Source organism: Nitratireductor thuwali (genome assembly GCF_036621415.1).
Classification (GTDB): Bacteria; Pseudomonadota; Alphaproteobacteria; order Rhizobiales; family Rhizobiaceae; genus Chelativorans; species Chelativorans thuwali.
This window is the reverse complement of the sequence record NZ_CP030941.1, coordinates 4,127,497-4,152,577: the sequence shown is the minus strand read 5'-3', so window position 1 is coordinate 4,152,577 and position 25,081 is coordinate 4,127,497. Positions and strand designations below refer to the sequence as shown.

Annotated in this window: 27 protein-coding genes; 17 read left to right on the top strand and 10 right to left on the bottom strand. The window is 64.1% G+C overall.

Going from position 1 to position 25,081, the window contains the following annotated elements:
• Positions 1-111: 111 nt before the first annotated feature.
• Positions 112-408 (top strand): succinate dehydrogenase assembly factor 2, encoded by a 297-nt coding sequence (locus tag NTH_RS20265; RefSeq protein WP_338531710.1) that lies wholly within the window; start codon positions 112-114, stop codon positions 406-408.
• Entirely contained in the window at positions 405-3,911 is a 3,507-nt protein-coding gene (mfd, locus tag NTH_RS20260) for a transcription-repair coupling factor (RefSeq protein ID WP_338531709.1), read from the top strand. Before NTH_RS20265 ends, mfd begins: the two co-directional genes overlap by 4 nt.
• Before the next feature lie 13 nt (positions 3,912-3,924).
• On the opposite strand, the gene NTH_RS20255 is transcribed toward mfd, so the two are convergent.
• Together NTH_RS20255 and NTH_RS20250 are read right to left on the bottom strand one after the other, a co-directional pair.
• Positions 3,925-4,614, bottom strand: a complete 690-nt coding sequence (locus NTH_RS20255) for a DsbA family oxidoreductase (protein WP_422392451.1) — start codon at positions 4,612-4,614, stop codon at positions 3,925-3,927.
• Positions 4,615-4,621: 7 nt separating this feature from the next.
• Positions 4,622-6,364 (bottom strand): extracellular solute-binding protein, encoded by a 1,743-nt coding sequence (locus tag NTH_RS20250; RefSeq protein WP_422392450.1) that lies wholly within the window; start codon positions 6,362-6,364, stop codon positions 4,622-4,624.
• Positions 6,365-6,721: 357 nt separating this feature from the next.
• Here NTH_RS20250 and NTH_RS20245 point away from each other — a divergent pair, with 357 nt between their 5' ends.
• Positions 6,722-7,348, top strand: coding sequence for an invasion associated locus B family protein (locus tag NTH_RS20245; protein WP_338531706.1), 627 nt, complete (start codon positions 6,722-6,724; stop codon positions 7,346-7,348).
• A gap of 180 nt (positions 7,349-7,528) precedes the next feature.
• Here the strand turns inward: NTH_RS20245 and hspQ are convergent, their stop codons facing one another.
• Positions 7,529-7,861 carry a heat shock protein HspQ gene (gene hspQ / locus NTH_RS20240; RefSeq protein WP_338531705.1) on the bottom strand — a complete coding sequence of 111 codons (333 nt, stop codon included), beginning with the start codon at positions 7,859-7,861 and terminating at the stop codon, positions 7,529-7,531.
• 147 nt (positions 7,862-8,008) lie between these two features.
• On the opposite strand from hspQ, the gene NTH_RS20235 reads away from it, so the two are divergent.
• Complete coding sequence (locus NTH_RS20235; RefSeq protein WP_338531704.1) at positions 8,009-8,971, top strand: AEC family transporter; 963 nt, start codon at positions 8,009-8,011, stop codon at positions 8,969-8,971.
• A gap of 33 nt (positions 8,972-9,004) precedes the next feature.
• On the opposite strand, the gene NTH_RS20230 is transcribed toward NTH_RS20235, so the two are convergent.
• Positions 9,005-10,213, bottom strand: a complete 1,209-nt coding sequence (locus NTH_RS20230) for a UbiH/UbiF family hydroxylase (protein ID WP_338531703.1) — start codon at positions 10,211-10,213, stop codon at positions 9,005-9,007.
• A 244-nt stretch (positions 10,214-10,457) separates the two neighbouring features.
• Between NTH_RS20230 and pcsA the strand changes: the two genes are divergently transcribed.
• The 7 genes from pcsA (at position 10,458) to NTH_RS20195 (ending at position 17,820) form a co-directional block, all read left to right on the top strand.
• Entirely contained in the window at positions 10,458-11,180 is a 723-nt protein-coding gene (gene pcsA, locus NTH_RS20225) for a phosphatidylcholine synthase (protein WP_338531702.1), read from the top strand.
• A gap of 2 nt (positions 11,181-11,182) precedes the next feature.
• Positions 11,183-12,151 carry a quinone oxidoreductase family protein gene (locus tag NTH_RS20220; protein WP_338531701.1) on the top strand — a complete coding sequence of 323 codons (969 nt, stop codon included), beginning with the start codon at positions 11,183-11,185 and terminating at the stop codon, positions 12,149-12,151.
• A 150-nt stretch (positions 12,152-12,301) separates the two neighbouring features.
• Positions 12,302-13,885, top strand: coding sequence for an ABC transporter ATP-binding protein (locus NTH_RS20215; RefSeq protein ID WP_338531700.1), 1,584 nt, complete (start codon positions 12,302-12,304; stop codon positions 13,883-13,885).
• Entirely contained in the window at positions 13,885-15,000 is a 1,116-nt protein-coding gene (locus NTH_RS20210; RefSeq protein WP_338531699.1) for an ABC transporter permease, read from the top strand. Before NTH_RS20215 ends, NTH_RS20210 begins: the two co-directional genes overlap by 1 nt.
• Positions 14,993-15,907 (top strand): ABC transporter permease, encoded by a 915-nt coding sequence (locus NTH_RS20205; RefSeq protein WP_338531698.1) that lies wholly within the window; start codon positions 14,993-14,995, stop codon positions 15,905-15,907. The genes NTH_RS20210 and NTH_RS20205 overlap by 8 nt, the downstream gene beginning before the upstream one ends.
• Positions 15,908-15,949: 42 nt before the next feature.
• Positions 15,950-17,026 carry a BMP family ABC transporter substrate-binding protein gene (locus NTH_RS20200; protein WP_338531697.1) on the top strand — a complete coding sequence of 359 codons (1,077 nt, stop codon included), beginning with the start codon at positions 15,950-15,952 and terminating at the stop codon, positions 17,024-17,026.
• 143 nt (positions 17,027-17,169) lie between these two features.
• Complete coding sequence (locus tag NTH_RS20195) at positions 17,170-17,820, top strand: glutathione S-transferase family protein (RefSeq protein WP_338531696.1); 651 nt, start codon at positions 17,170-17,172, stop codon at positions 17,818-17,820.
• 12 nt (positions 17,821-17,832) lie between these two features.
• Here the strand turns inward: NTH_RS20195 and speE are convergent, their stop codons facing one another.
• Together speE and speD are read right to left on the bottom strand one after the other, a co-directional pair.
• Positions 17,833-18,696: a polyamine aminopropyltransferase gene (gene speE, locus NTH_RS20190; protein WP_338531695.1), complete on the bottom strand. Its 864-nt coding sequence runs from the start codon at positions 18,694-18,696 to the stop codon at positions 17,833-17,835.
• Positions 18,693-19,169, bottom strand: coding sequence for an adenosylmethionine decarboxylase (speD, locus tag NTH_RS20185; protein WP_338531694.1), 477 nt, complete (start codon positions 19,167-19,169; stop codon positions 18,693-18,695). Before speD ends, speE begins: the two co-directional genes overlap by 4 nt.
• Before the next feature lie 192 nt (positions 19,170-19,361).
• Between speD and NTH_RS20180 the strand changes: the two genes are divergently transcribed.
• Positions 19,362-19,679, top strand: a complete 318-nt coding sequence (locus NTH_RS20180; protein ID WP_338531693.1) for a hypothetical protein — start codon at positions 19,362-19,364, stop codon at positions 19,677-19,679.
• Positions 19,680-19,746: 67 nt separating this feature from the next.
• Here NTH_RS20180 and NTH_RS20175 read toward each other — a convergent pair whose 3' ends face one another.
• The 3 genes from NTH_RS20175 to NTH_RS20165 form a co-directional block, all read right to left on the bottom strand.
• Positions 19,747-19,995 (bottom strand): hypothetical protein, encoded by a 249-nt coding sequence (locus NTH_RS20175; RefSeq protein ID WP_338531692.1) that lies wholly within the window; start codon positions 19,993-19,995, stop codon positions 19,747-19,749.
• Positions 19,996-20,314: 319 nt separating this feature from the next.
• On the bottom strand, positions 20,315-20,581 hold the full coding sequence (locus NTH_RS20170) for a hypothetical protein (RefSeq protein WP_338531973.1): 267 nt from the start codon (positions 20,579-20,581) through the stop codon (positions 20,315-20,317).
• A 49-nt stretch (positions 20,582-20,630) separates the two neighbouring features.
• Complete coding sequence (locus NTH_RS20165) at positions 20,631-21,113, bottom strand: Lrp/AsnC family transcriptional regulator (protein WP_338531691.1); 483 nt, start codon at positions 21,111-21,113, stop codon at positions 20,631-20,633.
• A 108-nt stretch (positions 21,114-21,221) separates the two neighbouring features.
• On the opposite strand from NTH_RS20165, the gene NTH_RS20160 reads away from it, so the two are divergent.
• On the top strand, positions 21,222-22,103 hold the full coding sequence (locus tag NTH_RS20160) for an EamA family transporter (protein WP_338531690.1): 882 nt from the start codon (positions 21,222-21,224) through the stop codon (positions 22,101-22,103).
• Positions 22,104-22,145: 42 nt separating this feature from the next.
• Here the strand turns inward: NTH_RS20160 and NTH_RS20155 are convergent, their stop codons facing one another.
• The gene (locus tag NTH_RS20155) at positions 22,146-22,451 is read right to left on the bottom strand and encodes a hypothetical protein (protein ID WP_338531689.1); all 306 of its coding nucleotides are present in this window, start codon (positions 22,449-22,451) and stop codon (positions 22,146-22,148) included.
• 363 nt (positions 22,452-22,814) lie between these two features.
• On the opposite strand from NTH_RS20155, the gene NTH_RS20150 reads away from it, so the two are divergent.
• From NTH_RS20150 to NTH_RS20135, 4 genes are all read left to right on the top strand, one after another.
• Positions 22,815-23,291 carry an Hsp20 family protein gene (locus tag NTH_RS20150; RefSeq protein WP_338531688.1) on the top strand — a complete coding sequence of 159 codons (477 nt, stop codon included), beginning with the start codon at positions 22,815-22,817 and terminating at the stop codon, positions 23,289-23,291.
• Between the two features lie 97 nt (positions 23,292-23,388).
• Positions 23,389-23,898: an Hsp20/alpha crystallin family protein gene (locus NTH_RS20145; RefSeq protein ID WP_338531687.1), complete on the top strand. Its 510-nt coding sequence runs from the start codon at positions 23,389-23,391 to the stop codon at positions 23,896-23,898.
• A gap of 75 nt (positions 23,899-23,973) precedes the next feature.
• Positions 23,974-24,735: an ETC complex I subunit gene (locus tag NTH_RS20140; protein WP_338531686.1), complete on the top strand. Its 762-nt coding sequence runs from the start codon at positions 23,974-23,976 to the stop codon at positions 24,733-24,735.
• Positions 24,736-24,744: 9 nt separating this feature from the next.
• The gene (locus NTH_RS20135) at positions 24,745-25,065 is read left to right on the top strand and encodes a DNA-directed RNA polymerase subunit omega (protein WP_338531685.1); all 321 of its coding nucleotides are present in this window, start codon (positions 24,745-24,747) and stop codon (positions 25,063-25,065) included.
• The last annotated feature ends 16 nt before the right edge of the window (positions 25,066-25,081 follow it).

Here is a 25,081-nt window from a genome sequence, read left to right as displayed (position 1 = left end):
GAGGCCTTTAACCGGAAGTCGGCCACAGCTTATGTACCAGAAATCGCGGCGCAAGGCTGACATCCTCCTTGTCACACGCTATATGCGCTTCGCACCGCGAAAGGCCCTGACATGACCGGAACCACGCGCACGAGCGCCGATCTCGATCCCCGCCGCCGTCGCGCCCTCGTACGGGCGTGGCGCCGAGGCACGCGCGAGATGGACCTGGTGCTGGGCGGCTTCGCCGACCTCAATATCGGCACGATGGGCGATGCCGATTTCGAAGCGTTCGAAGCCCTTCTCGGCGTTTCCGATACCGAGCTGATGCCGTGGGTCACGGGCGAGAAGCCGGTGCCTGCCGAACATGATACGGATACCTTCCGCAAGGTGGTTGCCATGGCACGTGACGGGAAGCTCGTCCGGGAATGACAAAGCTTGTCAATACGATAGGCCTGAAGGCCAACGCTCCCGGCCTCACCGTTCTCGACGGCGTGGCGGACGGCTACGAGCCGTTTGCGCTTGCGCAGATATCGAAGGAAACCGCCGCCGACAGGCCGCTCGTCTTCGTGGTCCGCGACGGTCAGCGCCTGCCGTCGATTGGCGAGGCGCTGCGGTTCGTCGCGCCGGACATCCCCGTTCTCGAACTGCCGGCCTGGGACTGCCTTCCCTATGACCGGGTTTCGCCGGGAGCCGATGCCTCGGCGAGGCGGCTGGCCGCCCTGTCGGCGATGGCTGCCCTCAAGGACGAGCCGCACCGCGCCATAATTCTGTTGAGCGCCAATGCGCTCCTGCAGCGGATGCCGCCAGCCGAGCAGATCAGGACGCAGGGTTTTCAGGCAAGGCCGGGCAACCAGGTCAAGATGGAAGGGCTGGCGGCGACTTTGGAGCGGGCGGGCTTCGAGCGGGTGCCCACCGTGCGCGATGTCGGCCAGTACGCCGTGCGCGGCGGCATTCTGGATCTGCATGCGCCGGGCTCGGACGAGGCGCTGCGCCTCGATTTCTTCGGCGACACGCTCGAATCCATTCGCGCCTTCGATGTCGCCACCCAGCGCACCATCGGCCAGCGCACGGAATTCTCCCTGCAGGCGATGAGCGAGGTGATGCTGACGCCGGAGGCGATCAGCCGGTTCAGGCGCAACTATATCGAGATGTTCGGCGCGCCCTCGCGCGAGGATGCGCTCTATGCCGCCATCAGCGAAGGGCGCCGGTTCGCCGGGATGGAGCACTGGCTGCCGCTGTTCTTCGAGCGGCTGGAAACGGTTTTCGACTATCTTCCCGACGCGCCTTTCGTCTTCGATCATCTGGCCGAAGAGGCGGTCGGGGAGCGCCACGCGCTGATCGTCGACCATTACGAGGCACGCAGGCGTCAGATGGCCGGCGACGGCGTGCAGAACGCCGTTCCCTACAAGCCGGTGCCGCCCGAAACGCTCTATCTCGACAGAGAGGAAGTGGACGCCGCCGAACGCCACAAAACCGTCATCCGCATGACGCCGTTCGCCGCGCCCGACGGCAGCGGTGCCACCGTGCGCCATGCGGGGGCGGAAGCTGGACGCAGCTTCGCCGGCGAGCGCGCGGACCCGAACGCCAATGTGTTCGACCATGTGGTGCGGCATATCGGTGCGCTGAGGGCCGCGGGCAAGAAGGTACTCATCGCCGGCTGGAGCGAAGGTTCAGCCGACCGGCTGGGCCAGATCCTCGCCGAACATCAGCTTGGCAATGTCGAGCAGGTTGCATCGCTCGACGATCTGGCGCGCCTCGACCGAGGCAAGGCAGGGCTTGGAATCCTGCCGCTGGAAACGGGTTTCGAGACCGCGCAACTTGCCGTCATCGGCGAGCAGGACATATTGGGCGACCGCCTCGTCCGGCGCTCCAGGAAACGCAAGAAAGCCTCTGATTTCATTGCCGAAGTCAACGCGCTGTCGGCCGGCGACATCGTCGTCCATTCCGATCATGGCATTGGCCGTTTCATCGGACTGAAGACCATCGAGGCTGCGGGGGCGCCTCATGAGTGCCTGGAGTTGCGCTATGCGGGCGACGACCGGCTGTTCCTGCCGGTCGAGAATATCGAACTCCTGTCGCGCTACGGGTCGGATGCGGCCGAGGCCGTTCTGGACAAGCTGGGCGGCGTGGCCTGGCAATCGCGCAAGGCAAAACTCAAGAAGCGCCTGCTGGAGATGGCCGGGCAGCTCATCAAGCTTGCCGCCGAGCGCGCCATGCGGCCGGGCGCCAAGCTGTCGCCGCCGGACGGCCTCTACGGCGAATTCGCGGCGCGCTTTCCCTATGACGAGACGGACGACCAGCAGAACGCCATCGATGCGGTGCTGGAGGATCTGTCGTCGGGCCGGCCGATGGACCGGCTGATCTGCGGCGATGTCGGCTTCGGCAAGACCGAGGTCGCGTTGCGGGCGGCCTTTGTCGCGGCCATGGATGGCTTGCAGGTCGCTGTGGTGGTGCCGACGACCCTGCTGGCGCGCCAGCACTTCAAGACTTTCCGCGAGCGCTTCGCCGGCTTGCCGCTCAATGTGCGCCAGGCCTCGCGGCTGGTCGGCGCCAAGGAGCTCAACGAAACCAAGAAGGGCGTTGCCGACGGCACGGTGGACATCGTCATCGGCACCCATGCGCTGCTGGGCAGCTCAGTCAGCTTCAAGAATCTCGGCCTTCTCATCATCGACGAGGAGCAGCATTTCGGCGTCAAGCACAAGGAACGGCTGAAAGAGCTGAAATCGGATGTGCATGTGCTCACGCTGTCGGCCACGCCCATTCCCCGCACGCTGCAGCTGGCGCTGACCGGCGTGCGCGAATTGTCGCTGATCGCCACGCCGCCGGTGGATCGGATGGCGGTGCGCACATTCATCTCGCCCTTCGACCCGCTCGTCATTCGCGAGACGCTTCTGCGGGAGCGCTACCGCGGCGGCCAGAGCTTCTACGTCGTTCCACGCATCTCCGACCTTGGCGAAGTGCAGGACTTCCTGGCCGAGCAGGTGCCGGAACTCAAGGTCGCGACGGCCCATGGGCAACTGCCGCCGGGCGAGCTCGACGACATCATGAATGCGTTCTATGACGGCCAGTACGACGTGCTTTTGTCGACGACGATCGTGGAATCGGGCCTCGACATTCCCACCGCCAACACGCTGATCGTGCACCGCGCCGACATGTTCGGCCTGGCCCAGCTTTACCAGATACGCGGACGCGTGGGGCGGTCGAAGGTGCGCGCCTATGCGCTCTTCACCCTGCCGGCCAACCGCACGCTGACGGCAACGGCGGAGCGGCGGCTGAAGGTGCTGCAATCCCTCGACACGCTGGGCGCCGGCTTCCAGCTCGCCAGCCACGACCTCGACATCCGCGGCGCGGGAAACCTGCTCGGCGACGCCCAATCGGGCCACGTCAAGGAAGTCGGCTACGAACTGTATCAGCAGATGCTGGAAGAGGCCGTGGCCGAGCTCAGGGGATCGGGCGAGGTGGTGGATACGGGCTGGTCGCCGCAGATCACCGTCGGCACGGCGGTCATGATCCCCGAGCACTATGTGCCCGACCTGCAGTTGCGGCTGGGGCTTTACCGCCGTCTGGGAGACCTCGAAACGCCCGGCGAGATCGACGCCTTCGGGGCCGAGCTCATCGACCGTTTCGGACCGCTGCCAGACGAGGTGCAGCACCTCCTCAAGATCGTCTACATCAAGGCGCTGTGCCGGCGCGCCAATGTGGAAAAGCTCGACGCCGGGCCGAAGGGGGTCGTCCTGCATTTCCGCGAGAAGCAGTTTCCCGACCCGGCCGGCCTCGTCGGCTACATTGCCGCGCAGGGCCCGGCAGCAAAAATACGGCCCGACCAGAGCGTCGTCTTCATCCGCGACCTGCCCACCGCGGAAAAGCGTCTGTCCGGCGCCGCCGTCATCATGACGCAGCTGGCCAAGCTTGCCGACAAGGAAGCGGCGTGAAAACCTTCCGGAACTACCAGGAGGGCGCTTCGTCCAGCGCGCCCTGTGCCTTGGCCTGGGAGACCTTGACGATGGCGTCGGCCAGTGCATCCGGCGGCTGGGCGCCCATGAGCGCATAACGGCCTTCCAGCAGGAAGCAGGGAACGCCGGTAACGCCCATCTTCTGAGCGGTGGCGATCTCTTCTTCGACTTCCGGCCGGTCGGCGGGGGTGGCTAGCAGCGTTTCCACGAGCTTCGGGTCCATGCCGGCAGCGCCCGCCGCCTCGATCAGCACCTGATGGTCGCCGATGTTCCGGCCTTCCTCGAAGTAGAGCCGGAACAGCCGGTCGACGAGGGCGTCCTGCGTCCTTGCTCCGGCATCGGCCGCCGCCCAACGGATCACCCGGTGCGCGTCCAGCGTGTTGGGCGAGACCTTGATGGCGGCGAAGTCGAACGAAACACCCGCTTCCCGGCCCATCTCCCGCAGCCGCTCGTGGAGGGCATCCGAGCGCTCCATGCTGCCGAATTTTTCGACCAGATAGTCGCGCCGCGACTTGCCTCCGGGCGGAATGGTGGGGTCGAGCTGGAAGGGCCGCCAACGCACCGTGACCTCCGCACCGTCGATGCCGGCCAGGGCACGCTCCAGGTTGCGCTTGCCGACGTAGCACCAGGGACAGACGACATCGGAGACGACGTCGATGCTGATGGGAGCCTCCTGCTTCAACATTGCGCTACTCCGCCTTCCGCCACCAGGTGTCGAGCTCGTAGCCGTTCAGCGAGGGCTGTTCGGGATGGTCGAGATAATTCCAGTAGGCAATCCACTTTTTCGTGTTGTGCTGCATGGGCACCATGTAGGCGCCCGAGATGAGCAGCCGGTCGAGCGCGCGCACGGCGGCGACGTATGTCTCCTTGTCGCGGGCGTTGAGCATGGCGTCGATCATGGCGTCCACGGCCGGATCGGCGACGCCGGCAAGGTTGAAGGAGCCTTCGGCCTTGGCCGCTTCCGAGCCCCAGCGGCCGAGCTGCTCGATGCCGGGGGAAAGCGAGCCGGAGAAGCCGACGGCTCCGATCATCACGTCGAAATCATAAGTCTGCTTACGCGTTTGAATCTGGGAATCGTCGAGCAGGCGAAGCGAGACATCGATGCCAATCCGCTTCAACGTCCGCTGGAAAACGGCGGCCTGCCGCTCCTGTTCGGGCGAGGCAATGAGGATTTCGAAACTGACCGGATTGCCATCGGGGTCCTTGAGCACACCGGCATCGATTTCGTAGCCCGCCTCCCGCAGCATGCCCACAGCTTCACGCAATTGGTCGCGGCCTATCTCACGCCCATCGATGAGATCCTTGCCATAGGTCCCGTCCATGACATCGGCTGTGACCTTGTCGGGATATGGCGCAAGCAGCTCCTTCTCCATCTCGTTGGCCGGCGTGCCGAGCGCCGACAGTTCAGAGCCCTGCCAGTAGCTGAGCGTACGCTGGTATTCGCCGTTGTAGACATTGGCGTTTACCCAACCGAAATCGTAGAGCATCGACAAGGCGCGCCTGACCCGAGGGTCCGCGAATTTCTCGCGGCGTGTGTTGAAGACAAAACCGCTCACGACCGGCGGAATGCTCATTTCGAACGACTCCGCCACTATGTCGCCGCTCTTGACCGCCGGGAAGTCGAAATCCCGTTCGAGCTTGACCGGATCCAGATCCGTATAGACCGAGCAGATGCCCTTCTTGAACGCTTCGAACTGGGCATTGGCGTTGAGGAAATATTCGATCGTGATGCTGTCGTAATTGTGGAACCCGCGCATGGAGGGCACGTCGGCGCCCCAGTAGTCGGGATTGCGCTTGAAGACGATACGCTGTCCGGGCTCGACCTTGTCGATCGTATAGGCGCCGCTGCCGGTCACCGGATCGAGGGTCGTGCGGTCGAAGGTTTCGCGGTCGAAAGCGTGAGCGGGGATGATCGGGGTCAGCGCGACGATCAGCGGAAATTCGCGGTCGGCATTTTCGTTGAAGGTGAACTTCACCTTGCGGTCGCCGGTCTTCTCGATGCTTTCGATCTTGGCCATGCGGCCGGAATAGGGGGGGCGGCCCTTTTCGGCGAAGGTCTCGTAGGTGAAGATGACGTCTTCGGGTGTGACGGGCTTGCCATCCGACCATCTGGCATCGGCGTCGAGCGTGAACTCGGCATAGGTCCGGTCCTCGTCCATCTCAATATTCTCGGCCAGCAGGCCGTAGAGCGAGAAGGGTTCCGCCGCATTGCGCCGCATCAGCGGCTCGAAGACGAGATTCCCGAAGATCGTATCGATCACGCCGCGCGCCGTGGTGCGCATGCTTTTCAGGATGAACGGGTTGAGATTGTCGAACGTGCCCACCACGCAATAGGTGATGTCGCCGCCCTTGGGCGCATCGGGATTGGCGTAGGGGAAGCTCGCGAAGCCGGCGGGCAGCTCCGGCTCGCCGTTCATGGCCACGCCATGCATCGGCGTCTGGGCCGAAGCGGGGGAGGCCGCCAGCAGAGGTGATGCGAGCAGTACGGCCGACAGTAGCAATGGGCGAAGCATGGTGATCCCTTCACGTCTCAGGCGATTCGTCGTCAGGCTGGCGCTGATGGGCCCTCCGATCAAGGCCCAATTATGGTTTCACAGGGTAGGCAGGCCGGCAAGCCTTGCCGGCTTCGGTGCGTTATCTCCGGCAACATATTTGCCGATTTGGGCACTGGATTCCAGCGCACAGGCGTTGTAACACGCGCACAAGCCTTGCTGTCGCCGCATTCCGCCAACAGGAAGCGGATGGAAGAGGCAGCCTGCTGCCACAAGTTTCAAGAGGAACGGGAAATAATGATGAGCCTCAAAGCGAAAGCGTTCCGCACGGCAACCCTTCTCTGCGGCGCGCTCGGCGTGGCGATGATCGGCTATGCCGGCTCGGCGAACGCCCAGGAAGACGCGCCTGACGGCTGGTTCAAGGCCTGCACCAAGCAGGAAGACGTAGACGTCTGCAACGTTCAGTATCTGTTGCGGACGGACAGCGGCCAGTTGCTGACCGCGGTGAACCTGATCGAGGTCAAAGGCAAGGTCAATCGCCGGGTGCTGCAGATCGCCGTTCCGACCGCGCGCCTGATCCCGCCCGGCGTCGGGTTCCAGATCGACGGCGGCAACACCCAGAAGATCGACTATGCGATCTGCATTCCCGATCGCTGCGTGGCGGAAGCCCAGTTGACCGATCAGATCGTGAGCTCGCTCAAGCGCGGCTCGGAACTGACGCTGACATCGGTCAATTTCCAGAACCAGCCAAACCCGATCAAGGTCACGTTGCAGGGCTTTACCCAGGCCTATGACGGCGAGCCGCTTCAGCCCACGGCGCTGGACGATCGTCAGAAGAAGCTTGAGGAGTTTGTCTCGAAGAACAACCAGGAGTTCGCCGAGAAGCTCAAGCAGGCCCAGGAAAAGGCCAAGCAGGCGGAGTAGCATCCGCGCACCGGCATCGAAACGGGGCCCCAAGCGGGCCCTGTTTCATTTCGTGCGCCCATTGGCGCACGGCGCCTCTACAGCATCGGCCCGAGAATCGGAATCGATCTTCGGAAAGCACGATGCGTAGATTCAAACTGTTGGAGCGTCCTTTGTGCGTCCGAAAGGACGCACGGCGCTCTAATGATTGTGGCGGATGCGCGGCTCGTAGCGTCCGTCGGAGGTCTCGACGAACAGCTCGAACAGTTGAGGATGGCGGACCGGCACGCCCGAATCGTCCTCCAGCAGGTTCTGCTCGGAAACATAGGCGACGTATTCCGTCTCCTCGTTTTCCGCGAGCAGATGATAGAAGGGCTGGTCCTTGCGCGGCCGGACCTCGGCCGGAATGGCTTCGTACCATTCCTCGGTGTTGTCGAATTCCGGGTCGACGTCGAAAATAACGCCGCGGAAGGGGAACATCCGGTGGCGGACCACTTGGCCTATCGAAAATTTTGCGGTCTTTATGTTCTGCATGTTTGGAACCTCATTACCTATGTGGCGCAGCTTCACTGCCAATTCAATCCCGAAAGCCGGCTTCGAACCCGCATCTAGAGGCGATATGGCCCGCGCAGGGCCTTTCCGCGGCACGGCGCGATAGCACCAGCAGAAGGGGAAGCGGAATTGGGCGATGTCGTCGGCCTGGTGCTGCCGTTCTTCGGCCTGATCTTTATCGGGTTCGTCGCAGCCAGAATTACGCGGCAGCCGGCCGAAGCGCTGGGCTGGATGAATACGTTCGTCATCTATGTGGCGTTGCCTGCGCTGTTTTTCCAGCTCGTTGCACGGACGCCGGTGGAGCGGTTGACGGAGTGGCGGTATATAGCCGGCGTCGTCTTTTCCACATACCTCGTCTTCTGCCTCATGTTTGCCGTTTCGATGGCGGTCTCGCGCGGCAAGGTCGCCGAGAGCACGATCAAGAGCCTGGCCGCGTCCTACGGAAATATCGGCTATATGGGGCCGGGCCTGGTGTTGCTGGCGTTCGGCCCCGAGGCGGCGGTGCCGGTGGCGCTGATATTCTCCTTCGAGAACGTCGCTCATTTCGCGGTCGCGCCGATGATGATGGCGATCGCCGGAGGCCGCAGGGGCGATGCCGGCCGCCTCGCCTTGGAGGTCGCGCGGAAGATCATCCTTCATCCCTTCATCCTGGCGACGGCGGCGGGCGTTCTGGCTGCCTTCCTGCGGTTCGAGCCGCCGGAGGCGGTGGGCAAGCTGCTGGAGTATTTGTCGGGGGCGGCCGCGCCGTGCGCGCTCTTTGCCATGGGCGTGACGCTGGCGCTGCGCCCCATGCGGCGGATGCCGCGCGAACTGGGGCTGATCGCCCTGCTGAAGCTGTGCTTTCACCCGGCGCTCTGCTTCGTGGTGCTGAGCCTCGTCGGCGATTTTCCGGATGTCTGGGTCTATACGGCCGTGCTCATGGCAGCCTTGCCGACGGCCACCAATGTCTTCGTGCTCGCCCAGCAATACGATGTGTGGGTGCAGCGCGCATCGGCCAGCGTGCTTGTGACCACGGCGCTCTCGGTCGTCACGGTCACCGCGCTGCTCTATGCTATCGTCAACGGCTATGTGCCGCCGGATCTGTTTCCGTGAGGCGCTTTCGCCGCCGGAGGAACGGCCATCGCTTCACGGCCGGCGGAGCGCGCCCGGCAGAAGGGCGCGGAAGCCGCTGCCCGGGCTCATGCCCTCGCGCATGAAGAAGCCGCGCAGCGGGGCGAAACTGCGCAGGGCGCCCAGCGTGCCGCTGCGGGCAAGCTGGGCCGGCAGCAGCGACGACAAGAGCGATGCATTGAGCATGTTGACCGCCGCGCTGCGCGCCACGATGTCCGGCCGGCGGCGCGCTTCGTACAGCGCCAGCGCCATCGTGGAGCCGGGGTCGGATCCGTGTGCGCTCACCACCTCCACCAGATCGGCGATGTCCCGCATGCCGAGATTGAGCCCTTGGGCGGTGATCGGCGGAAACACGTGAGCGGCCTCGCCCACGAGCATCACCCGATGGGCCGCAAACCGCGCCGGCGTCATGGCGGTGAGGGGGTACAGTTGGCGGCCGGGCTCGACGGAAACCTTTCCCAGCACCGATTGCAGGCGCTCTTCCAGCTTCGCCGACAGGGATGCATCGTCGAGCGCCGACAGCGCTTCGGCCTCGGCGGGGCTGGTCACCCAGACGAGGCTCGAGCGAAAACCGCCAGGCAACGGCACTTGCGTGCAGGGCCCGTTCTCCGCGTGAAACTCGGTCGAGGTATCGGCGTGATGGCGGGCATGGCCGAAATTGAGCACCAGCGCCGACTGGGGCAGCTTTTTCGTACGGGCCGTCATGCCGACGGCCTGGCGGGCCGGCGAATTGCGGCCGTCGGCGGCGACGGCGAGCGGCGCCAGGATATCCGATCCGTCGGCCAGCCGGGCATCGATGTGGTCGGCACCGGCGTGCCAGCGCTCGACGGTGGTTTCATGCCATTCCACCAGGCCATGGTTTTTCACCTTTTCCGCCAGGGCTTCGTTCAGGTGAACGTTGGGTATGTTCAACCCAAAATAAGGCGCATCGATCTCCGATGCGCGGAAGGTCACCGTGCCGCTGCGCACCAGGCGGCTGGTGGCGTCGACCACGCGCATGACGGCCAACGGCGCCGAAACCTCTTCCAGCGCCTGCAGCACGCCGAGCCTTTCAAGATATTCCAGGGCCGGGCGCATGAGAGCCGAGGTGCGGCGGTCCTCGGCGCGGGGGCGGGGGCCCACCAGCACGACCTGGCGTCCGGTCTGCGCCAGGGCGAGGGCGGCGGTCAGGCCGACGGGGCCCGTTCCGGCCACGATGATCGATTTGTCTTGCCCGCGCCGCATCGTCTTCCTCATCCTGCTGAAGCTCACCGGCTGATATAGCACCGTCGCGGTTGAGGACAATCGGACACCCTGTCCCGCCGGAACCTGGAGGCAGAGCGGAGACAGAGCTGCCGATTTTTCCACACCCTTTGAAGAATGGATGCTGCGCCATGGCGTTGCCGCATGCTAACTACCCGCAGGGTATGGGGGGCGGAAACTTGGCGTCGGGCCTTTTCGGCCGAACGGGAACGGGCGGATTTCGCGTATGAAGGCAAAGAAGGTCACCGCGCCGCAGGCCAAGGCATTCTCGGTCCATCTGCTGACTGCTTCCGGCTCCTTCCTCGCTTTCCTGTCGCTTGTCGCGGCCAGCGAGGAGCGCTGGACGGCAATGTTCTGGTGGCTCGGGCTGGCACTGCTCGTCGACGGCATTGACGGGCCGATCGCGCGCAAGCTGGAGGTCAAGGACGTGCTGCCCACCTGGTCCGGCGACATGTTGGACAACATCATCGACTACGTGACCTATGTGCTGATCCCTGCCTTCGCGCTCTATCAGAGCGGGTTCATGGGGGAAGGCCTGTCGTTCCTGTCGGCGGCCATCATCGTGGTATCGAGCGCGATCTACTACGCGGACACGGGCATCAAGACAAAAGAGAACTTCTTCAAGGGATTCCCCGTCGTCTGGAACATGGTGGTGTTCACGCTCTTCGTCATCGGGCCGGGCGAATATGCCTCGTTTGCCGTCGTTGTCGTCTCGGCGCTGCTCACCTTCGTGCCGATACACTTCCTGCACCCGGTGCGGGTCGTGCGGCTGAGGCCGTTGAACCTGTCGGTCTTTCTGGCCTGGTGCGCCTTCGGCGGCGTGGCGCTGTTGCAGGACATGCAGGTGGACCCCATCGTCGCCGTGGGCATCGGCGTCACCGGCGCCTATCTCTATGTTATCGGCGGGATCATGCAGTGGATTCCCGGCCTTGGAAAAAAGGAGACTTGACGTTGCCGAAAGCGATCCGAGTGCACGAGACGGGCGGGCCGGAGGTCATGCGGCTCGAGGACGTGACCGTACCTAAACCCGGAAAGGGTGAAGTTCTGGTCGAGCACAAGGCGATCGGGCTGAATTTCATCGACGTCTATTTCCGCACGGGGCTCTACCCGGCCGAGCGCCCCTTCACGCCCGGCGGCGAGGCCAGCGGCATCGTGCTGGAGGCGGGCGAAGGCAGCGGTTTTGCGCCCGGCGACCGCGTAGCCTATTGCGTCAGCAGTGGCGCCTATGCCGAACGGCGCGTGCTGCCGGCGGACCGGCTGGTGCGGATGCCCGACAGCGTGTCGTTCGAGCAGGCGGCGGCCATCATGCTCAAGGGCATGACCGCCTGGTACCTCTTGCGCCGCACCTTTCCGGTCAAGAAGGGCGACACCATCCTGTACCACGCGGCGGCAGGTGGGGTCGGTCTTCTCTTGGGGCAATGGGCCAAGCATCTCGGCGCGACGGTCATCGGCACGGCGGGCGGGCCAGACAAGGTCGAGCTCGCCCTGAAGCACGGCTACGATCACGTCATCGACTACAAGAGCGCGGATTTCGTCGCGGAGGTGCGCGAATACACCAAGGGCAAGATGTGCGACGTTGTCTATGATTCGGTGGGCAAGGACACGTTTCCGGCCTCGCTGGACTGCATCCGTCCGCTCGGCCTGTTCGTGAGCTTCGGGCAGTCTTCCGGCCCGATCCCGCCTTTCAGCATCAACATATTATCGCAGAAGGGCTCGCTGTTCGCCACCCGCCCCACGATTTTCACCTACATCGCCGACCGCGGCGAACTTGAAACGGCGGCGCGGGAGTTGTTCGACGTCGTCGCAACGGGGGCGGTCGAGGTGGTGGTCAACCAGACCTATAAGCTGGCAGACGCCGCTGCTGCCCATACGGATCTCGAAGGCCGCAGGACAACGGGAGCGAGCGTGCTCATTCCGTAAAGCCGATCTCTGCGCCGGTGGGCCGGCGGGCGGCCGCTGAAAATGTTGAAGCACTTTCAAGCGAACAGAGTCTATTGCATAGCAATCCAGCGCGCCTACGATGGCTATGGGAACTGACGACAAGGCGGCGGAAAAGCCGCGCACTCGCAAATGGGAGGTGTTGTGCGGACAACACTGACGGACGATTCCGGCCTTCTGCTGGATGTTCGCGGCCTGACGAAGGTCTTCGGATCGTTGAAGGCGTGCGATGCGGTCGATCTGACGATCGGCCGAGGCGAGATTCACGCACTTCTGGGCGAGAATGGCGCCGGCAAATCGACCTTCGTGAAAATGCTCTTCGGCGCGTTGGAGCCGGCGGCAGGCACCATACTCTGGAAAGGCAATCCTGTCGCCATATCGAGCCCCGGCGAAGCGCGCCGGCTGGGCATCGGTATGGTTTTCCAGCATTTTTCGCTCTTCGATGCATTGACGGCGGCTGAGAACATCATGCTGTCGCTGGAGGACGGAGCGCAGATCAACACGGTCGCCGAGCGGGCGCGCAAGGTGTCGGAAGCCTATGGGCTGCCGCTCGACCCCTATGCCCATGTCGGCGACCTGTCGGTGGGTGAGCGGCAGCGCATCGAGATCGTGCGCTGCCTGCTGCAGAACCCGGAACTCATCATCCTGGACGAGCCCACCTCGGTTCTCACGCCTCAGGAGGCGGACAAGCTGTTCGAAACGCTGGAAACGCTGCGTTCGGAGGGGCGGTCGATCCTCTACATCTCGCACCGGCTTGAGGAAGTGAAGCGGATGTGCGACCGGGCCACTGTCCTGAGGCACGGCCGCGTCGTCGCCCAGTGCGATCCACGGCAGGAAACCGCCTCATCCCTGGCGCGCATGATGGTGGGCGACGAGGTCAAGGGCGTCGAGCGCGGGGCAAGGGGAGGCGATAAGGGCAACGCGCTTCTGGAAGTGCGCCGGCTCAGCAGCCGCGCCGCACATCCCTTCGCCGTGGAACTCTCCGACATAACCCTTTCGGTTCGTGCCGGCGAAATCCTCGGCATTGCGGGCGTCGCCGGCAATGGCCAGGGCGAATTCTTCGAGGCGGTTTCCGGCGAAGTGCTTCAGGACGACGCCGATGTCGTCCGTATCCGCGGCCGGGCGGCCGGGCGCCTCGATATCACCGGCCGGCGGCTTCTGGGCGCGGGCTTCGTGCCGGAAGAGCGGCTCGGCCATGCGGCCGCGCCGCTGCTGCCATTGTCGCAGAACCTCCTCCTGTCGCGCTACAGCACCGACGCGGCCGCTTTCCTCGCGCCGCTGGGCATCATCCGGTACGGCGCGATAGCCAGGGCCGCCAAGCGCATCGTCGATGCGATGGACGTCCGTAAAAGCACCGAGGATCCGGAGGCCACCGCGCTTTCGGGCGGCAATCTGCAGAAATTCGTCATCGGCCGCGAACTCGACCGCCGGCCGGGCGTGATGGTGGTCGACCAGCCGACCTGGGGCGTGGACGCGGGGGCCGCCGCGCGCATCCGTCAGGCGCTGATCGATCTTACCAGGGAAGGAGCGGCGGTGCTCGTCATCAGCCAGGACCTCGATGAACTCTTCGAAATCTGCGACGCCATCGCCGTCATGCACAAGGGCAGATTGTCGGCGCCGCTGCCGATAGCCGAGGCCACCTATGAGAAGGTCGGGCTGCTGATGGGCGGCGCTCATGCGGGCGACCCGCAGGCGCGGACGGAGGAGATGGCCTGATGCGGCTGGAACTCGTCAAGCGGCCGCAGCAATCGCCGCTCTTCTCCGCGCTGTCGCCCTTCCTGGCGCTGGGCCTTACGCTGATCGCGGGCGCGATCATGTTCCTGGCGCTTGGCAAGAACCCGTTCTCGGCGCTCTACTTCTTCTTCATCGATCCGCTGCTTGAAGTGTGGTCTCTGCACGAGCTGGCGGTGAAGGCCGCGCCGCTGATCCTCATCGGCGTCGGGCTCTCCATCTGCTATCTGTCCAACAACTGGAATATCGGGGCCGAGGGCCAGTTCATCGTCGGAGCGATCGCGGGCTCGATCCTGCCGATCCTGTTCCCCGCCTTCCAGTCATGGATCGTGCTGCCGCTCATGCTGCTCATGGGCATCGCCGGCGGGGCGGCCTATGGCGCCGTTCCGGCCGTCTTGAAAGCGCGTTTCGGCACGAACGAGATATTGACCAGCCTGATGCTGGTCTATGTGGCGCAGCTCTTCCTCGACTGGCTGGTGCGCGGACCGTGGCGCAATCCCGAAGGCTTCAACTTTCCGGAAACACGCAACTTCCATGCCTACGCGATCCTGCCCGAGATGTTGCCCGCCTCCGGCCGGGCCCACTGGGGCTTCGCCTTCGCCATCATCGCGGCCATCCTGCTGTGGTTCATGCTGGCGCGGACGCTGAAAGGCTTCGAGGTCAAGGTCATCGGGCAAAGCCCGCGGGCAGGGCGCTTTGCCGGCTTCTCGCGGACACGCATGATCATCTTCGCCTTCCTGATCTCGGGTGGGCTGGCCGGCCTTGCCGGCATCAGCGAGGTCTCCGGCGCGATCGGGCAATTGCGGCCGTCCATATCGCCCGGCTACGGGTTCACGGCCATCATCGTCGCGTTCCTGGGGCGTCTCAACCCGCTGGGCATCGTCGCGGCGGGCCTGGTTCTGGCGCTTTCCTATCTCGGGGGCGAGGCCGCGCAGATATCCATCGGCGTTACCGATAAGGTGGCGCGCGCCTTCCAGGGCATGCTGCTGTTCTTCGTCCTGGCCTGCGACACGCTCATCCATTACCGCATCCGCCTTGTGAAGCCGGCGCCGGCCCCCGCCGCCGCGCCGGCCGGCGAAAGGGTCGAGAAACATGCTTGAGTCCATACTGATCACCGTAGCCACCGCCGCCACGCCACTGCTGATAGCGGCGATCGGCGAACTGGTGGTGGAGCGGTCGGGCGTCCTCAATCTGGGCGTGGAGGGCATGATGATCATGGGAGCGATCACGGGGTTCGCCGTCGCGCTCACGACCGGCTCTCCCTGGCTCGGCGTCTTCGCCGCGATCATCGTCGGCGCGCTGGTCTCGCTGCTTTTCGGGTTCCTGACGCTGACGCTGGTGACCAACCAGGTCGCGACCGGACTGGCCCTCACGCTGTTCGGCCTCGGCCTTTCCGGCATGATCGGCGAGAGTTTCGTCGGACGGCCCGGCGTCAAGCTCGGCACCCTCGACATTCCCGTGCTGGGCGATCTCCCGCTGGTGGGACGGCTGCTCTTCGGTCAGGATCCGCTGTTCTACATTTCGATCATGCTGACAGCGGCCGTGGCTTATTTCCTGTTCTCCACGCGCGCCGGCCTGATGCTGCGGGCGGTCGGCGACAATCATGTCTCCGCCCATGCCCAAGGCATCAAGGTGGTGCGTATCCGGTATCTGGCCGTCATGTTCGGCGGCGCGTGCGCAGGGCTGGCGGGTGCCTATCTGTCGCTCGTCTATACGCCGCAATGGGTGGAGAACATGACCGCCGGGCGCGGCTGGATCGCGCTGGCGCTGGTGGTGTTCGCATCCTGGCGCCCCTGGCGGGTCGTTGCCGGGGCCTATCTGTTCGGCGGCGTCACGATCGGGCAGCTCCATGCCCAGGCCCAGGCGCTGGCGATCCCTTCGCAGCTACTTTCTTCGCTTCCCTATCTGGCAACGATCGCGGTTCTCGTCATAATCTCGCGAAACCGCCGGCTGACAATGATGAATACCCCGGCATCGCTGGGACGCCCATTTGTGCCGGACAGATAACAGACGGGATGGCGTCCCCAGGCAACAACAGAGGAACCCGGAATGAAACACACACTCAAGGCAATTGCCGCAGCCGCCGTGATGGCGTTTGCCGCCAACGGCCAGGCGCTGGCGCAGGACAAGACCAAGGCCTGCTTCATCTATGTCGGGCCGATCGGCGATTTCGGCTGGTCTTATCAGCATCACCAGGGCCTGCTGGACGTCGAGGAGGCGATGGGCGACGCGGTCGAGACAGCCTATCTGGAGAGCGTGCCGGAAGGCGCGGATGCCGAACGGGCCATCGAGCGCTTCGCGCGGTCGGGCTGCGACATCATCTTCACCACCTCCTTCGGCTATATGGACCCGACCAACAAGGTCGCGGGCAGGTTCCCGGACGTGAAGTTCGAACACGCCACCGGCTATAAGCGCGAGCACCCCAACGTCTCGACCTATAATTCGCGCTTCTACGAGGGCCGCTACATCCAGGGCGTCATCGCGGCCAAGATGTCGGAAGCCGGCGTGGCGGGCTACATCGCCTCCTTCCCGATCCCCGAAGTCGTGATGGGCATCAATGCATTCGTGCTCGGCGCGCAGTCCATCAACCCCGAGTTCAAGGTGAAGGTGGTCTGGGCCAATACCTGGTTCGACCCGGGCAAGGAAGCCGACGCCGCCAAGGCGCTGATCGACCAGGGCGTCGACATCATCACCCAGCACACCGATTCCACGGCGCCGATGCAGGTGGCGGCGGAGCGCGGCATCAAGGCTTTCGGCCAAGCCTCGGACATGATCGAGTTCGGCCCCGAAACCCAGCTCACCTCGATCGTCGACGATTGGGGTCCGTACTATATCGAGCGGGTGAAGGCCGTCCATGAGGGCACCTGGGAGCAGGTGGACGTTTGGGCCGGCCTCAAGGAAGGCCATGTCGTCATGGCGCCCTACACGAACATGCCGGACGACGTGGCAGCCCTGGCCAAGGAGACGGAAGAGAAGATCCGTTCCGGCGAGTTCCACCCCTTCACCGGTCCGATCAAGAAGCAGGACGGTTCCGATTGGCTGGCCGAAGGCGAGGTTGCCGACGACGCCACGCTGCTCGGCATGAACTTCTATGTCGAGGGCGTGGACGATCAGTTGCCGAACTGACCGAAGGCGCATCCACGATTGAAGAAGGGCGGCCCTCGGGTCGCCCTTTTTGCTGTCCGCGGCGGCATGCCGACCTTTGTCCTGACAGACAGTTGTCAGTAGCCTTCTGGTACAAGGAGCCATTCAACGAGATGGAGACGGCAATGCTGACTTTCTACCATGCGCCCTGGTCGCGCTCATCGGCGGTTTTCTGGCTGATGGAGGAGTTGGGAGTGGACTATCGGATGGAGCTGGTTGATATCCGCGCCGAAGGCGGCGTTCCGGAGGACTACCGGGCGATCCAGCCCAATAAGAAGGTGCCGGCCATCGATCATGATGGGGTCGTGGTCACCGAGCGGGCGGCCATTGCCATTTATCTTGCCGACACCTTCCCCGAGGCAGGCCTTGCCCCGATGATCGGCGACCCGGCCCGCGGACCATATCTGACGGCGCTGGTGCATCACGACGCGGTATTCGATCCGGCGATCTGCGCCAAGGTTCACGGGCTCGAATATGTGAGCAATGACTATCCGTTCGGCCTTTATGACGACCTCATCGCCTATCTGGAACGCCGGCTTTCGGAACAGCCCTTTGCCGCCGGAGACCGTTTCACCGCGGCCGACATCCTGCTCGCCGCAGGCATCGGCTACACGATGAATATTCTGAAGGGCCTGCCGGACAGGAAAATATTCCGCGATTATCTGGAGCGGACGACCGACCGGCCCGCTTATCATCGCGTGCAGGAGAAAGACGCGGCGATGGCGGCCGAGATACCCGCTCTTCAGCGGATGATGGCCGAGGTCAAAGGCGCTTGACGGCACAGGGCGTCATGCCCGGGCTTCGGCCACCACATCCTCGATGAAGCGGGGCAGGGCGAAAGCGGCCAAATGGTGGGCGGGTGTGTAGTAGCGCGTTTCGATGCCCGCCATCCTTGCCTGCAGTCGATCCTTCTCCACCTTCAGGAGATCGTCCTCTTGGGCGGCCCAGCCCAGCGTCATATGGCCGCCGAAATAGGTGGGCACGCTGACGAGGAAGCAGGTGGCGACGGGAAACACCGAGGCGAGGCTGCCGAAGCCGGCAACGAATTCGCGGCGCTGCAGGAAGGGGACCCCGTTCTGGGTGACGGCGATACCACCGGGCTTCAGGATACGGCGCAGATCGCCGTAAAAGCTGCGCGTGAAGAGCGCCGCGCCCGGGCCGGTCGGGTCGGTCGAATCCACGAGGACGACATCGAACTTCCGCGACGTGCCGGCGGCAAACGCCGCGCCATCGGCGATCTCGACCGTAAAGCGCGAATCATCGAAGACGGGCGCATTGAATTCCGCAAAATGCCGGCGCGAGAACTCCACCACCGACCGGTCGATCTCGATCTGCGTCAGCGAAGCGACGCGGGAATGTTTGAGCGCTTCCTCGGCGAGACCGCAGTCGCCGCCGCCGATGATGAGCACGTCGCGCGGGTCCGGATGCGCGGCGAGCGGAACATGCGCCATCATCTCGTGATACATGAACTCGTCCGCGCTGGTCACCTGGACCGCGCCGTCGAGCACCAGCACCTTGCCGAAGAGACGATTGCGGATCAGCACCAGGCGGTGATGGCCCGTCGCCTCGTCGTGCAGCACCTCGTCGGCGGTGAAGCTCAGCCGCACGCCTTCATGCAGCGTTTCCGAAACGGTCGGCTTTTCGCCACTCACGCTTCCTTGCCCCTGAGCAGTTCCTTGACGTCGATCCGTCCCGGCCTGAACGCCTCCTGGAGCACGTCGATACAGCGCTCGGGCCGGGCGTCCCCGCACATGAATATGTCGAGCGCGGCATAGGCGCGTTCCGGCCAGGAATGGATCGAGATGTGGCTTTCCGCCAGCACGGCAACGCCGCTCACGCCGCCATTGGGCTCGAACGGGTGCAAATGGATATGCAGCAGCGTCGCGCCGGCCTTTTCCACGCAGTCGATCAACGTCTTCTCGATATAGGGCAGATCGTCGAGACGTTCCGCGTCGAACAGATCGACGATCAGATGCGAGCCGGCGCACAAGACGCCGTCCTTCTCGATGAAGTGATCCTTGTCGGCGCAGGCCTCGGCGGCGTGCGTCTTGTCGCGTTCTTCCGTTTGGGCGGGGTTCAGTTCAACTGAATCCATCCCCAATTGGAAAAGGGCGTCGTGCACCATGGCGTCCCCTCCAACCAGCAGATGTCACCTGAAACATTCAGGAGCGAACCGAATATAGGCATGAGGGCCGACGACGCAACCCGCCCTTTATTTCGCATGTCCCCAGATTTTCGTGAACCCAACGCCCAATCGGCGCGACACAGCTTTGCAAGGCCGCCGGAAAGGCGGGAAACAACAAAGAGGATCTGCAAAATGACGTACAACCGACTGATACTCGCAACGCTCGCCGCCGCCGTCTCGCTGGCTGCATTCGCCCCCACATCCGCAGGTGCCGTGACCATGCGCAAGTGTCCCGACGGCACGATGGTCGCCGATTCCGAGCGCTGCCCGAAAGGCAAGATCCTGCACGGGTCGAAGGCCGGGCAGATGCAGCTTGGCGCTGCAAGCCTGGCTGCGCCGGGCGGCCAGGGCGCCAGCGCCGGCCAGGCGCCGAAACCGGGCGACAGCACCAAGAAGTGGCGCGACTATATCAACGGCAACAAGAAGCCGCCGGTCCGCCCGAAGTCCTGATCGAAAAGCCTTGTGCCGGCGGCTGGTCCGTCGGCACGAGACCCGTCCGCCCCAGGTGCCGCAGGGTCTACTTGACCAGCAGAATGAAAGCGGCCAGTGACGAGAGCACCGAAAGGCCGGTGAGGACAAGAAAGGTGCGGGCCCGGTCGAAGAACATCGCGTATCCGGCCAGCCATGCCGCGGTCGCGGCGCCGAGGGCGAACAGGAAGGCGTCACGCACGTTGAATGCAATCCCGGCGGCCATCAGGCCGCCGATGATCATCGCGCCGAAGGTTACGATGATGGCCGCAGCATAAGCGTCGTATTTCTCGTTCATTGCTGGTCCTTTCGCGCAGGCAGCCTCATGGCACCGCAGGCAACTATAACGCGGCCGGCGGCATCAGGATGCACGCCGGTCGAGGAAGTCCGTCGTTCAAGCATGGCGGCCGCTTCCCTCATCCGTGCCCCGTCCCCTCATTCACCGATTCTCTATGACAGACATAACCAAGATTCGCGTCAAGGTCAGCCCTGCTGCCTGGCGCGCCCTTGTGGACGGAAGATGAAGGTTGTGGAATGGCCAAGCCTGGCATCGGCCTTTGCGACAGCCGCAAGAGGTCACGCCGGCCTTGCGGAGCCCGCTTCCACCGCCGCACGCATCAACGCTCTTCGACGATGATCGGACGGTAGATCACCACGGGCTCGTTCCACCGGTCCATCGCGGCCATCTGCGCCCGCCGGTCTGCCCTGCGGTCAAGCTCGATGCGTTGCAGGCAGCCGGCAAAAGCGTCCGTTCCCGGCTTGAAGCCGAAGCCGAGGCATTCCTGTTCGTCCATCGCCCGCCGTTGTTCCGGCGTCACGGTCGCGCAACCGGCAACGAACACGACAAGCCCGAGAGCGAGCAGCGATCGCAAATGCATGGACAGGCCTCCAACGATGAAAGGGCAAACCAGTAACAGGATAAGGCGGCGCATTTTAGGCCGTGCGGCCGCGCCGCGGAAACGGAGGAAGCCGCCTGGCAAAGGGGGACGACTGGACAATCGAGGTGTTGGTCATCGCATAGGGAATGATCAGGTCGATCACCCTTTCCATGTCGGCGACCGAGGCCAGGCTGGCGCGCGCCAGAAAACAATCCTCGCCGGTCACCCGGTCGCACTCCGTGATCTCCGGAATGTCCCGGAGGATCGCGGCCACCCGCTCCAGCTCTCCGGGAACGGGTCGTATGCGGAAATAGACCGAGATGGGAAGCCCCATCGCGGCTGGGGAGACGGCCGCGCTATAGCCGGTGATGACGTCGGCTTCCTCCAGCCGTTTGACCCGCTCAGCGACGGTCGGGGCAGAAAGGCCGACGGCTCGGGCCAGTTCCGCCGTTGTGACCCGCGCATTGGCAACCAGCATCTCCAGTATGGCAGCGTCGACGTCGTCGAGGGCACCATTTTCATAGTTAAGGCGTTTCACCTCAATAACCTTCGAAACACTAGAAAAAATCCGTTAATCGGAGCGACACTACCATATATCCCCCGCCGACGACCCTTCATATTGCAAAAATATTGAAGGGAGCGAGGCATGCCGACAGACATCGTCAGGGCCACCGGCTTCAGCCGCGCAGCCGAAACGGTACCGGCCCAAGCGTGGTTCGGCGTCAGCGCGGTTTTTCACTATCTCGGGCCTTCATTTGCGGTTCTGCTGTTTCCGGCGATCGGCGTGCTTGGGGTGGCGTGGTTTCGCGTTGCATCCGCGGCGCTCGTCTTCGCGCCGCTCACCAGGCCCTGGCGCACCATCCGGAAAGCGAACGGGCGAGGGCGGCTGCTCCTGATCGGGCTGGGGGCGTGTCTGGCCGTGATGAACACGTCCTTCTATCTTGCGCTCGACAGGCTGCCGATGAGCCTCGTCGCAGCGATGGAGTTCGTCGGCACGATTGGCGTCGCCGCTTATGGTTTACGGACGGCCAGAAACGCTTGCGCCCTGGCCCTGGCCATCGCCGGCGTCTTTGTTCTTATCGACGTAAAGTGGGCGACCGACCCGCACGGCCTCTTCTGGGCGGCGCTGAACGCCGCGCTCTTCGTCTGCTATATCGTCCTCGGCCACAGAGCAGCCGAGGACGGGGCCAGCGGGGGCGTGGAACGGCTAGGCGCGGCCATGGCGATTGCATTCGCGATCCTGATGCCCATCGGCTTCATTGAGGCGGCGCGTGCCTTCAGATCCTTCACTTTGGTGGCCGCGGGGATCGGCGTCGGCATTTGCTCGTCGGTCGTTCCCTATGTGTGTGACCAGCTCGCCATGTCGCGCCTGCCGCGCGCCTCGTTCGCGCTGCTGCTTGCACTGCTTCCAGCCACTGCCACGGTAATCGCCGCGATCGTCCTGGCGCAAGTACCGACGTTGCGGGACCTGCTGGGCATTGCGCTGGTGATGGCAGGGATCGTGGTGCACAGGCCGGCTCGGCTGTAGCTGCGCTTTGGCACAATCGTGCCAGCCTGGCAGCGTTTTCGACTATTCGATGGTATAGCTTCCGGTGTCGCAGAGGTCGGTTGTGTCCTCGAGAACATCATTGTCATCGAACTTCATCAGGAGGTCGTATTCGCATTGCTCGCGGCCGTCTGCGATCGTAACGCGAGCGCTTTCGCCGCTGCCGAGAACGTCGACGCCGAGGATGTCTTCTTCCCAACTGTCAACGTTCGAGGGCGAGGCATAGAATTCAATCAGGTTTGCGCCGGTTTCGTTCGTAAGCATGAACACGAGGTCTTCGGCAGACGCGGGAGCGGCAAGAACGGAGAAGGTGGCTGCGGCGAGCGCCATCCTGCAAGGCAGTTTCATGAGCGTTGTCCTGGAGAAGCGAGAAGAAGTTGCGCGACTGTCATAGCACGCGGATCGAAGGCGGCAATAGGCGCCTTCGCAGCCACCCCGGAAGCCGAGCAGGGGCGGGGCAGAGATGACATCCCAATGCGCCGCCGTCAACGCTGCCGACGCTTGAGCGCCCGTGGCCGGACCGTCCGGATCAAAATGGGCATCCGCCAGGCAGCGGCCTCTTGAACAACCAAAAGACCGAACTAAATCGTTGCTTGCCGGATGCCCATTTCGGGGCCGGCATGTCGGGCGGATGCCGGAGCATTCGCCCGACGGAAGGACTTGTACCCATGTTGCTCAAAGGAGGATGTGGCTATGAGAACCACCATCGATTTCACTCCCCTATTCCGGTCGAGCATCGGCTTCGACCGAATGCTGAACGCGCTCGAAGCCGCGAGCCGCGTCGAGACCATCGACAACTGGCCTCCCTACGACATCGCTAAGCTTGGCGAGGACGACTACCGCATCACCATGGCGGTGGCCGGCTTCAGCCAGGACGAGCTGACCATCACCCAAGAGCAGAACATGCTCATCGTGTCCGGTCAGAAGGCTGGCGAGGACAACGGTCAGTATCTGCATCGCGGCATCGCCGGACGGGCCTTCCAGCGTCGGTTTGAACTGGCCGACCATGTGAAGGTCGTGGGCGCGAGCCTCGTCAACGGTCTGCTGACGATCGATCTCAGGCGAGAGGTTCCTGAAGAGATGAAGCCGCGCCGCATCGAGATCGAGGCCGGCGAGGCGTTGCCCAAGGTCGAGTCGAGGCAGAGCGAGACCGCGAAGCAGGCCGCCTAAGGCGTTTCCCTCATTGTGCTTCGCACAAGGTGCCGGACGGTGCGTCCGGCGCCGATGGAAAGCTTTGTCGATCCAACGAACGGAAAGGAGTGAAACAATGAATGTCCGTGATTTGATTCCGTGGAGCCGAAACAACGGCAACCAGCTTCCGAGCGTCTTCCGCGATGGCGAGCGTGATCCGTTCCTGTCTCTGCATCGCGAGGTCAACCGGCTGTTCGACGACGTCTTTCGCGACTTCGGTTCCAGCCTGCCGTCCTTCGGCGGCGTCTCCGCTTTCGGCGGCGGCTGGCCGAGCGTCGAAATCTCCGACGGCGAGAAGGAGATCAAGGTGACGGCCGAGGTGCCCGGGCTCGAGGAGAAGGATGTAGAGGTCCTGCTCAACGACGGTGTGCTGACGTTGAAGGGCGAGAAGCGCTCCGAAACGGAGGACGGGAACCGCCAGTTCTCCGAGCGCTTCTATGGCCGCTTCGAGCGGCGCATCCCCCTCGGCTATGAGGTTGAGGAAGACAAGGTCGATGCGCACTTCAAGAACGGCGTTCTCACCGTGACTTTGCCCAAGAGCGAGAAAGCGCAGTCGAAGGTCAAGCGCATCGCCATCAAGAGCTGACGCATGGCAGGCGCCGGCGGCGGGCCGTTCGGCCGCCGCCGGCGGCATCCTTCGCCAGACAGGGAGGGATGAACGATGGAGATTGTACGGCAGGTAGAGGAAACGACGAAAACGCGGGTTCGGCCGAACTGGCCCTCGAACGACAATCGGCGCAGCCCTCTTTCGATGGGAAGTTCGATCTTCCCGGACGACGCTGTCGCGCGCATCTACAAGCCATCCCGCTCGGTGACGACCTCCGGCAAGGCCCGCACGAAGGGCTGGCGTCTCACCTTCGAGCGGCGCACCGCGCCCTTCATCGAGCCCCTTATGGGCTATACGGGCAGCGGCGACACGCTGGTCCAGGTCGAGCTCGGCTTTCCGACACTGGAATCGGCCATCGGCTACGCCGAGCGGCAGGGCCTGACCTATGTCGTTCAGGCACCGGCCGGGCAGACGGGCAATGGCCGCAGCCGGCGGGCCGGTGAGAGGCCCGCATCCGGCAGAAGGGCAGCGCAAATCTTCTCCGACGCCACGCTCGGCCGGCTCGGGCTTGCCGCCCTTCAGGAAAGCTACGGGCGCGCACTCGACGGCGCGGCGAACCGCAACGACCCGTCCGGTCCGGAACGCTGGGCAACACCCATGGGCGTGGTCCGTGATCCGTCGCTGACGCTGGAGGCCAAGCGCTCGATCCTGATGAACTGGGCGTGGACGGAGTACCTGATCGACCAGGCCACCAACGAGGGCATGCCTGAAAACAACCGGCCGTCGCGCCTCGACGAGGTGGAACAGGCGCTGCTCGCGCTCGAACGAGAGGTCGCGGCCGACCGGAACGGTTCGGGCGCAGCAAAGGCGGCGTGAGGTGCAGCGATGGATCCGCATGTCATCTTCGATTGCGCAAGGGTTCTGCCGAACCCGTTCGCGCTGACGCTTGCCGCCGCCGCGCGCAGCCGCGCTCTCAGCCAGGGCGCCGAGCCGAGGCTCGATATCGACGACGGCGGCGTGAGCGATCTTGCGCTGCGTGAGATCGCAGCGGGCGCGTTCACACAGGACGAACTTGCACCGTTTCTTCCCGGAGCGGGCGGATGGCGTTCCATTCCTCCTCCCGATCCGGATTCCAGGCTTCGCGACGGCGGTTCTGGAAGCGCCGCCGCCGCACCCGCCTCCCGTCCGCGGGAGACGGCTCACTGATGACGCAACCGACCCG

What these genes read in the sequence shown, in the direction of transcription:
- NTH_RS20145 (WP_338531687.1), top strand. Translation starts at nt 23,389, where the DNA reads ATGAATGTCCGTGATTTGATTCCGTGGAGCCGAAACAACGGCAACCAG.
- NTH_RS20200 (WP_338531697.1), top strand. Translation starts at nt 15,950, where the DNA reads ATGAAACACACACTCAAGGCAATTGCCGCAGCCGCCGTGATGGCGTTT.
- NTH_RS20230 (WP_338531703.1), bottom strand. Translation starts at nt 10,213, where the DNA reads ATGCGGCGCGGGCAAGACAAATCGATCATCGTGGCCGGAACGGGCCCC.
- NTH_RS20210 (WP_338531699.1), top strand. Translation starts at nt 13,885, where the DNA reads ATGCGGCTGGAACTCGTCAAGCGGCCGCAGCAATCGCCGCTCTTCTCC.
- pcsA (WP_338531702.1), top strand. Translation starts at nt 10,458, where the DNA reads ATGAAGGCAAAGAAGGTCACCGCGCCGCAGGCCAAGGCATTCTCGGTC.
- NTH_RS20205 (WP_338531698.1), top strand. Translation starts at nt 14,993, where the DNA reads ATGCTTGAGTCCATACTGATCACCGTAGCCACCGCCGCCACGCCACTG.
- NTH_RS20160 (WP_338531690.1), top strand. Translation starts at nt 21,222, where the DNA reads ATGCCGACAGACATCGTCAGGGCCACCGGCTTCAGCCGCGCAGCCGAA.
- NTH_RS20195 (WP_338531696.1), top strand. Translation starts at nt 17,170, where the DNA reads ATGCTGACTTTCTACCATGCGCCCTGGTCGCGCTCATCGGCGGTTTTC.
- NTH_RS20150 (WP_338531688.1), top strand. Translation starts at nt 22,815, where the DNA reads ATGAGAACCACCATCGATTTCACTCCCCTATTCCGGTCGAGCATCGGC.
- NTH_RS20245 (WP_338531706.1), top strand. Translation starts at nt 6,722, where the DNA reads ATGATGAGCCTCAAAGCGAAAGCGTTCCGCACGGCAACCCTTCTCTGC.
- NTH_RS20265 (WP_338531710.1), top strand. Translation starts at nt 112, where the DNA reads ATGACCGGAACCACGCGCACGAGCGCCGATCTCGATCCCCGCCGCCGT.
- mfd (WP_338531709.1), top strand. Translation starts at nt 405, where the DNA reads ATGACAAAGCTTGTCAATACGATAGGCCTGAAGGCCAACGCTCCCGGC.
- NTH_RS20250 (WP_422392450.1), bottom strand. Translation starts at nt 6,364, where the DNA reads ATGCATGGCGTGGCCATGAACGGCGAGCCGGAGCTGCCCGCCGGCTTC.
- speD (WP_338531694.1), bottom strand. Translation starts at nt 19,169, where the DNA reads ATGGTGCACGACGCCCTTTTCCAATTGGGGATGGATTCAGTTGAACTG.
- NTH_RS20155 (WP_338531689.1), bottom strand. Translation starts at nt 22,451, where the DNA reads ATGGCGCTCGCCGCAGCCACCTTCTCCGTTCTTGCCGCTCCCGCGTCT.
- hspQ (WP_338531705.1), bottom strand. Translation starts at nt 7,861, where the DNA reads ATGCAGAACATAAAGACCGCAAAATTTTCGATAGGCCAAGTGGTCCGC.
- NTH_RS20180 (WP_338531693.1), top strand. Translation starts at nt 19,362, where the DNA reads ATGACGTACAACCGACTGATACTCGCAACGCTCGCCGCCGCCGTCTCG.
- NTH_RS20140 (WP_338531686.1), top strand. Translation starts at nt 23,974, where the DNA reads ATGGAGATTGTACGGCAGGTAGAGGAAACGACGAAAACGCGGGTTCGG.
- NTH_RS20215 (WP_338531700.1), top strand. Translation starts at nt 12,302, where the DNA reads ATGGGAGGTGTTGTGCGGACAACACTGACGGACGATTCCGGCCTTCTG.
- NTH_RS20135 (WP_338531685.1), top strand. Translation starts at nt 24,745, where the DNA reads ATGGATCCGCATGTCATCTTCGATTGCGCAAGGGTTCTGCCGAACCCG.
- NTH_RS20175 (WP_338531692.1), bottom strand. Translation starts at nt 19,995, where the DNA reads ATGAACGAGAAATACGACGCTTATGCTGCGGCCATCATCGTAACCTTC.